Source organism: Luteimonas cucumeris (assembly GCF_007830035.1).
In the GTDB taxonomy this organism is placed as follows: Bacteria; Pseudomonadota; Gammaproteobacteria; order Xanthomonadales; family Xanthomonadaceae; genus Luteimonas_C; species Luteimonas_C cucumeris.
The window spans coordinates 26083-32212 of record NZ_VLKN01000013.1; the positions used below are offsets into that span (position 1 = coordinate 26083).

Here is a 6130-nt window from a genome sequence, read left to right on the forward strand (position 1 = left end):
ACCTTCGTTCATACCAATCGATTCACACCGTGACCGGCGCGGGCGCGGGCGTGTCGCGGAAACGGTCGCGTACCCGCGACAAGGTATCGATCAGGCCGTCGATCTCGGCGGCGCCATGCAGCGCCGACAGCGTGATGCGCAGGCGCGCGCCGCCTTCCGGCACGGTCGGCGGGCGGATCGCCGCGACCCAGTAGCCGGCATCCTCCAGCGCGGTCGCAAAGGCCAGCGCGCGCGCCTCGCTGCCGCAAATGAAGGGCTGGATCGGTGTGTCCGACGGCAGCAGTTCCAGGCCGTGCGCGGCGGCGGAAGTACGCAGGCGCACGATCGATTCGCGCAGCTTCACCCGACGCCATTCCTCGCGTCGCGCGATCTTCACCGCTGCCAGCGAAGCGGCGGCCTGCGCCGGCGGGATCGCGGTGCTGTAGATGTACGGGCGCGCGGTTTCCGACAGATGCTGGATCAATGTGTCGTCACCGACCAGCACCGCACCGTAACCGCCCAGCGCCTTGCCCAGCGTCACCAGCTGCAGCGGCACGTCGGCCGCACCCAGGCCCGAGAGCGCGACGCTGCCGCGGCCGTTGGCGCCGAGCACGCCGACGCCGTGCGCATCGTCGACGTACACCAGCGCCTGCTGCATGCGCGCGGCCAGCATCAGCGCGCGCAGCGGCGCGATGTCGCCATCCATGCTGAACACACCGTCGGTGGCCAGCATCGCCGCGCCGTCGGGCACGCTGCGCAGCTGCCGCAGCGCGCCTTCGGCATCGGCGTGCGGATAGCGGCGCAGGCGGCAATCGGCCAGTCGCGCGGCATCGATCAGGCTGGCGTGGTTGAGCCGATCCTGCACGCAGACGTCGTCGCTGCCGAGCAGCGCCTGCACCACCGCGAGGTTGGCGAGGAAGCCGCTGCCGAGCAGCAGCGCGCGCGGATATTCGAGCCAGTCGGCGACTTCACGCTCGAGCGCGTCGTGCGCGGCGTGATGGCCGCAGACCAGGTGCGAGGCGGTGCTGCCGATGCCGTCGCGCGAGGCCGCATCCTGCAACGCGGCGACCACCCCGAACTGCTGCGACAGGCCCAGGTAGTCGTTGCCGCAGAAGCCGACCAGCCAGCGGCCATCGACTTCCAGGCGGGCACCATCGCGACGACTGACGTTGCGGCGCACGCGCGTGCGCTGCAGTGCCTCGCGTTGCGCACGCGCTTCGCGCAGGCGGTCGTGCAGGTCGGGGCGCGGCGTCATGGCAGCCTCAGGATAGCGGCTTCGGGCGCTGTCGATCAGGCCGCGCAGGACTGCGCCGGGGCGACGATGTCGGCATGCACCGTGCTTGCCTCCTCGACCACCGCCATCGGCCGCAGCCCGAGCCGCGCGAACAGGGCCAGGTCGCGTTCGGTGTCGGGGTTGCCGGTGGTCAGCAGCTTCTCGCCGTAGAAGATCGAGTTGGCGCCGGCGGCGAAGCACAGCGCCTGCAGTTCGTCGCTCATCGATTCGCGGCCGGCCGACAGCCGCACCATCGATCTGGGCATGACGATGCGCGCGACCGCGATCGTGCGCACGAATTCGAACGGGTCCAGCTCGGCGGTGCCGGCCAGCGGCGTGCCTTCGACCTGCACCAGACGGTTGATCGGCACCGAGTCCGGATGCGCCGGCAGGTTGGCCAGGGTCTGCAGCAGGCCGGCGCGTTGCGCGCGTGATTCGCCCATACCGACGATGCCGCCGCAGCAGGTTTTCATGCCGGCGTCGCGCACGTGCGCCAGCGTGTCGAGGCGATCCTGGAATTCGCGGGTGTGGATGATCTCGCCGTAGAAATCCGGCGCGGTATCGAGGTTGTGGTTGTAGTAGTCCAGCCCGGCCGATTTCAGCGCCTGCGCCTGGCTGTCGCTGAGCATGCCGAGCGTGGCGCAGGTTTCCAGCCCCAAGGCCTTCACCTCGCGGATCATCGCCGCGACCTTGGGGATGTCGCGATCCTTCGGCGAGCGCCAGGCCGCGCCCATGCAGAAGCGCGAAGCGCCAGCGGCCTTGGCCTGCTTCGCTTTCTCCAGCACCGCCCCGGTGCTCATCAGCTTCTGCGCCTCGACTCCGGTGTGGTAGCGCTGCGCCTGCGGGCAGTAGGCACAATCCTCCGGGCAGCCGCCGGTCTTCACCGACAGCAGCGTGCTGACCTGGACCTCGGCCGGATCGAAATGATTGCGATGGACGCTGCCGGCGCGGTGCAGCAGCTCGGTGAACGGCAGCGCGAACAGGGCCTCGATCTCGGGGCGGGACCAGTCGTGGCGCGTGACGGGCGGTGGGGCGCGGTGTTCGCTGACAGCAGGCATGGGGGTTTTCCGACAGACGGCGCATTGCGAAGCCGGCAGTCTGGAAACCATGCCCGCTCCTGTCAACCAAACCAGGCTCCGGATAGTCGACGGCCTGCGTGCCCGCGTCGGTGCGCTGCTGTGGCCGCCACGCTGCCTGCTGTGCGGCGAAGCCGGGGCCTCAGGCCGCGATCTGTGTCCGGCCTGCGCCGCCGCACTGCCCTGGAACCGCAGCGCCTGCCGGCATTGCGCGCTGCCCTTGCCGCTCGCCGCCGACGCCTGCGGTCAGTGCCTGCGACATCCGCCGCCACTGCAGGAAATCCATGCCGCCCTGATCTACGACTTCCCGGCGGACCGGCTGCTGCCTCGACTGAAATTCCACGGCGACCTTGCCTGCGGCCGCCTGCTGTCGCAGTTGATGATCGATGCCTGCGTCGACCTGCCGCGCCCGCAGGTCCTGGTTCCGTTGCCGCTGCACCGCGCCCGCCTGCGCAGTCGCGGTTACGACCAGGCGCTTGAACTGGCGCGACCGTTGGCGCGCGCACTCGCCATCCCGCTGTCCGATCGCGTCCTGCGGCGGCGACGCGACACCGTGCCGCAATCACGGCTCGATGCCGCCGCACGCCGGCGCAACCTGCGCAGCGCCTTCGCGGTGGACGCCGCCATCGCATTGCCCGATCACGTCACCCTGGTCGACGACGTGATGACCACCGGTGCCACGCTGCACGCTGCCGCCAACGCGCTGCATCGCGCAGGCGTGGCGCGCGTCGACGCCTGGGTCTGTGCGCGCGTGCCTTGAACCGCGCGCACGACTTCCGGCAGATGCCTGCGCCTGGATCGCGATGCATGCTGCGGTTACCTCGTTCCTGCAAAGGGCATCCGATGAAGCCCATGCCGATCCTGCTGTCCGTCTGCCTGCTCGCCTGCGGCTCGGCGCCATTGCGCGCCACCGATGACCGGGCCGCGACCGAAACGCAGTTGCTGGCCGCAACCCAGGCCGTACTCGACGCCCAGGTCCAGTTCGACCAGAAGGCGCTCGAGGCGCTGCTTGCGCCTGGCTACCTCGAGATATCGCCGCTGGGCGATCTCGACGACCGCGTCGAAGTGATCGGCTTCTATGCGCCTGAGGCGAAGGCGAAGATGCTGGCCGGCGGCATGCGACCGCTGTCGGCGAAGGTCGACGATGCTCGCGTACGCGTGTTCGACGACCACGCCATCGTCATCGCGCTCGATACGGCGACACTGGAGGTCAACGATGTCACCCAGCAACGCTCGCTGCGCACCCTGTTCCATTTCCGCAGGATCGACGGCCGCTGGCTGCTGCAGACGTCACAGGTAACGCCACTGAAACCTCAGTCGCACTAGGTGCCGCGTGCAGGCGCGTTGCCGGTGGCCATCGCCGGCTACGTTGGCCCCCGCATGCCGGCAGCGTGCTCGCGCATCGGCTTGACTTGCCCATGGCGCGGGCGTAACAACGCGCCATGGCGCATTCCGCGCCCTGCCGAGAGGACGTCATGATGACCGGTGTATCGCGCAGCTGGTGGGTGTTCCTGGTGTATGGAATCGTCGCGGTGTTGTGCGGCATCGTCATGTTCTTGTGGCCCGGCAAGACGGTACTGGCGCTGGTGTGGACTTTCGGCGTGCTGTCGCTGGCCGATGGCGTCGTCAGCCTGGTCAGTGCGATGCGCAGATCCGTGGCGCTGCCCGGCTGGCTGCTGGTGCTGTACGGCCTGATCTCGATCGCGTTCGGCGTGCTGGCGATCATGCAGCCGCAGGCGATGGCTTCGGCGCTGTTGTGGGTGCTGGCGTTGTGGCTGGTGATCGCCGGCCTGGCGCGCATCGTCTTCGCGATCCAGGTGCGCAAGATCGTCCAGGGCGAATGGTTGCTCGCGCTCAGCGGTTTGCTGGCGATCGCGCTCGGCGTGCTGTTCTTCGCCCGTCCTGGCGTCGGCCTGGTGACGATCGCGTTGTGGGCCGCGATCGGCGCGATCGCCTACGGCCTGGTGCAGATCGTCGCCGGTTTCCGCCTGCGCAGGGTGCAGACGCAGCTGATCTGATCGCCCGCCGTCGCCCTTACTTGTCGGGCGACGGCGGCTTCGGCAACGGAATCGCGGCCTTGGCCGCGCGTCCGGAGCCGATGATCGCCTCCGCCCGCAGTTCCACCGGCGCACCGGCCGAATACAGCGCGGTGGTGCCGACCGCGGTCCATGCCGGGTAGTGGTCGCGGAACACCTCGCGATGCACCTTGAGCATCGGTTCGATCCGACGGCGGAAATCGGCGTTGTCGGTGGCGACGTGGAAGCTGGTCAGCTCGACCACGTCCTCCAGCGTGGCGCCGGCCTTTTCCAGGTGCGCCTCGAGCTGTTCGAACATCCAGCGGATCTTTTCCTCGTCGGCCTTGCCCGGCCCGCCGGCGGGAATGCCCGACACGATCACCCGCTCGCCGATCTTCACCACCGGCGTGTAGTGCAGGCTGTGATACGAGTCCTCCCAGCCCTCCGGCGCGAGATGCTCGCGCGTCGGCGCGGCGGCCGGATCCTGCGCCTGCACGGCAGCGACGCAGCAGGTACCGAGCAATCCCAGCATCAACAGGCGAATGCGCATCGTGGTGCTCCGGCGACAGGAGCTTCGATTGCAGCGCGCGCCGCCGCCGGACGCAAGCACCAATCCGCCGCCGGCGAGGCAGGACAGCGGTACCGGATGCCAAGGAACGACGACACTCAGCGCAGCGCGTAGTCCAGCGCGATGCCGGCAAACACCGCCATTCCCACCCAATGGTTGTGCAGGAACGCGCGGAAGCAGGCGTCGCGATCCCGATGCCGCGCGATCATGAATTCGTAGGCCACCAGCAGCGCCGCCACGCCCAGTGCCGACCAGAAATACAGGCCCAGTTGCGCCTGTCGCCCGCACAGGGCCAGTGCCGCGAAGAACGACGCGTACAGCACGCCCTGCGCGACCAGGTCCAGGTCGCCGAACAGGATCGCCGTCGACTTGGCGCCGGCGCGGATGTCGTCGTCGCGATCGACCATCGCGTACCAGGTGTCGTACGCCGTCGACCACAGGATGTTGGCCACGTAAAGCAGCCAGGCCAGTGCCGGCAGCTCGCCGCGCACCGCCGCGAACGCCATCGGGATGCCCCAGCCGAACGCCAGGCCCAGGTAGACCTGCGGCAGGTAGGTATAGCGTTTCAGGTAGGGATAGCTGGCAGCCAGCACCACGCCGACGAAGCTCAGCTGGATGGTCAGCCGGTCGAGCGTGAGCACCAGCCCGAATGCCACCAGCATCAACACCGCGAACAGCAGCAACGCCTCGCGCCCGGATACCACGCCGGTCGCCAGCGGCCGGCCGCGGGTGCGCTCGACCAGCGGATCCAGCCAGCGGTCGGCGTAATCGTTGATCACGCAGCCGGCCGAGCGGGTCAGCCAGACGCCGGCCGAGAACACGAACAGCGTCCATAGCGGCGGCACGCCTTCGGCCGCCAGCCACAGGCCCCACCAGGTCGGCCACAACAACAGCAGCCAGCCGATCGGCCGGTCGCCGCGCACCAGTTTCCAGTACTGGTCCAGGCGTTCGCGCCAGCGGGGAACGGGGAGCGGTGCGGGCGGGTGATAGCGTTCGTAGCTCATGCGGGCGACAGCCTAACGACTCGCGCCGTCGGGCGCGATCATGGACAATATGCGGCTCGGCGCCTGTAGCTCAGCCGGATAGAGTAGTGGCTTCCGAAGCCATTGGTCGGGGGTTCGAATCCCTCCAGGCGCGCCAATCCCTTTCAGTGGGTCTTCTGGTCGGGATTGCCGGCCTCGTGCTTCGCACGCGGCGTTCGGCCTTGCGCAAGCCGGTG

The 6130-nt window shown here is 69.0% G+C and carries 7 protein-coding genes and 1 tRNA gene; 4 read left to right on the forward strand and 4 right to left on the reverse strand.

Features of this window, described 5'->3' with window-relative positions; genetic code table 11:
- Positions 1–22: 22 nt before the first annotated feature.
- Together bioF and bioB are read right to left on the reverse strand one after the other, a co-directional pair.
- Positions 23–1234, reverse strand: a complete 1212-nt coding sequence (bioF, locus tag IP90_RS16130; protein WP_144900694.1) for an 8-amino-7-oxononanoate synthase — start codon at positions 1232–1234, stop codon at positions 23–25.
- Positions 1235–1269: 35 nt separating this feature from the next.
- Entirely contained in the window at positions 1270–2310 is a 1041-nt protein-coding gene (bioB, locus tag IP90_RS16135) for a biotin synthase BioB (protein WP_144900695.1), read from the reverse strand.
- A 49-nt stretch (positions 2311–2359) separates the two neighbouring features.
- Between bioB and IP90_RS16140 the strand changes: the two genes are divergently transcribed.
- The 3 genes from IP90_RS16140 to IP90_RS16150 all read left to right on the forward strand — a co-directional run bounded on the left by IP90_RS16140 (position 2360) and on the right by IP90_RS16150 (position 4346).
- Positions 2360–3088 (forward strand): ComF family protein, encoded by a 729-nt coding sequence (locus IP90_RS16140; protein WP_144900696.1) that lies wholly within the window; start codon positions 2360–2362, stop codon positions 3086–3088.
- A gap of 92 nt (positions 3089–3180) precedes the next feature.
- Positions 3181–3654 carry a nuclear transport factor 2 family protein gene (locus tag IP90_RS16145; protein WP_206751924.1) on the forward strand — a complete coding sequence of 158 codons (474 nt, stop codon included), beginning with the start codon at positions 3181–3183 and terminating at the stop codon, positions 3652–3654.
- 152 nt (positions 3655–3806) lie between these two features.
- Positions 3807–4346: an HdeD family acid-resistance protein gene (locus IP90_RS16150; protein ID WP_242007628.1), complete on the forward strand. Its 540-nt coding sequence runs from the start codon at positions 3807–3809 to the stop codon at positions 4344–4346.
- A 16-nt stretch (positions 4347–4362) separates the two neighbouring features.
- Here the strand turns inward: IP90_RS16150 and IP90_RS16155 are convergent, their stop codons facing one another.
- Both IP90_RS16155 and ubiA read right to left on the reverse strand, forming a co-directional pair.
- The gene (locus IP90_RS16155) at positions 4363–4893 is read right to left on the reverse strand and encodes a Rid family hydrolase (protein WP_144900698.1); all 531 of its coding nucleotides are present in this window, start codon (positions 4891–4893) and stop codon (positions 4363–4365) included.
- 116 nt (positions 4894–5009) lie between these two features.
- A complete protein-coding gene (ubiA, locus tag IP90_RS16160; protein ID WP_144900699.1) occupies positions 5010–5915 on the reverse strand; it encodes a 4-hydroxybenzoate octaprenyltransferase in 906 nt (301 codons plus the stop codon).
- Between the two features lie 59 nt (positions 5916–5974).
- On the opposite strand from ubiA, the gene IP90_RS16165 reads away from it, so the two are divergent.
- A tRNA-Arg gene (locus IP90_RS16165) sits at positions 5975–6051 on the forward strand.
- Positions 6052–6130: the final 79 nt, after the last annotated feature.

Coding starts and splice junctions, on each gene's coding strand:
- IP90_RS16150 (WP_242007628.1), top strand. CDS start 3,807: ATGACCGGTGTATCGCGCAGCTGGTGGGTGTTCCTGGTGTATGGAATC.
- IP90_RS16155 (WP_144900698.1), bottom strand. CDS start 4,893: ATGCGCATTCGCCTGTTGATGCTGGGATTGCTCGGTACCTGCTGCGTC.
- IP90_RS16140 (WP_144900696.1), top strand. CDS start 2,360: ATGCCCGCTCCTGTCAACCAAACCAGGCTCCGGATAGTCGACGGCCTG.
- bioB (WP_144900695.1), bottom strand. CDS start 2,310: ATGCCTGCTGTCAGCGAACACCGCGCCCCACCGCCCGTCACGCGCCAC.
- IP90_RS16145 (WP_206751924.1), top strand. CDS start 3,181: ATGCCGATCCTGCTGTCCGTCTGCCTGCTCGCCTGCGGCTCGGCGCCA.
- bioF (WP_144900694.1), bottom strand. CDS start 1,234: ATGACGCCGCGCCCCGACCTGCACGACCGCCTGCGCGAAGCGCGTGCG.
- ubiA (WP_144900699.1), bottom strand. CDS start 5,915: ATGAGCTACGAACGCTATCACCCGCCCGCACCGCTCCCCGTTCCCCGC.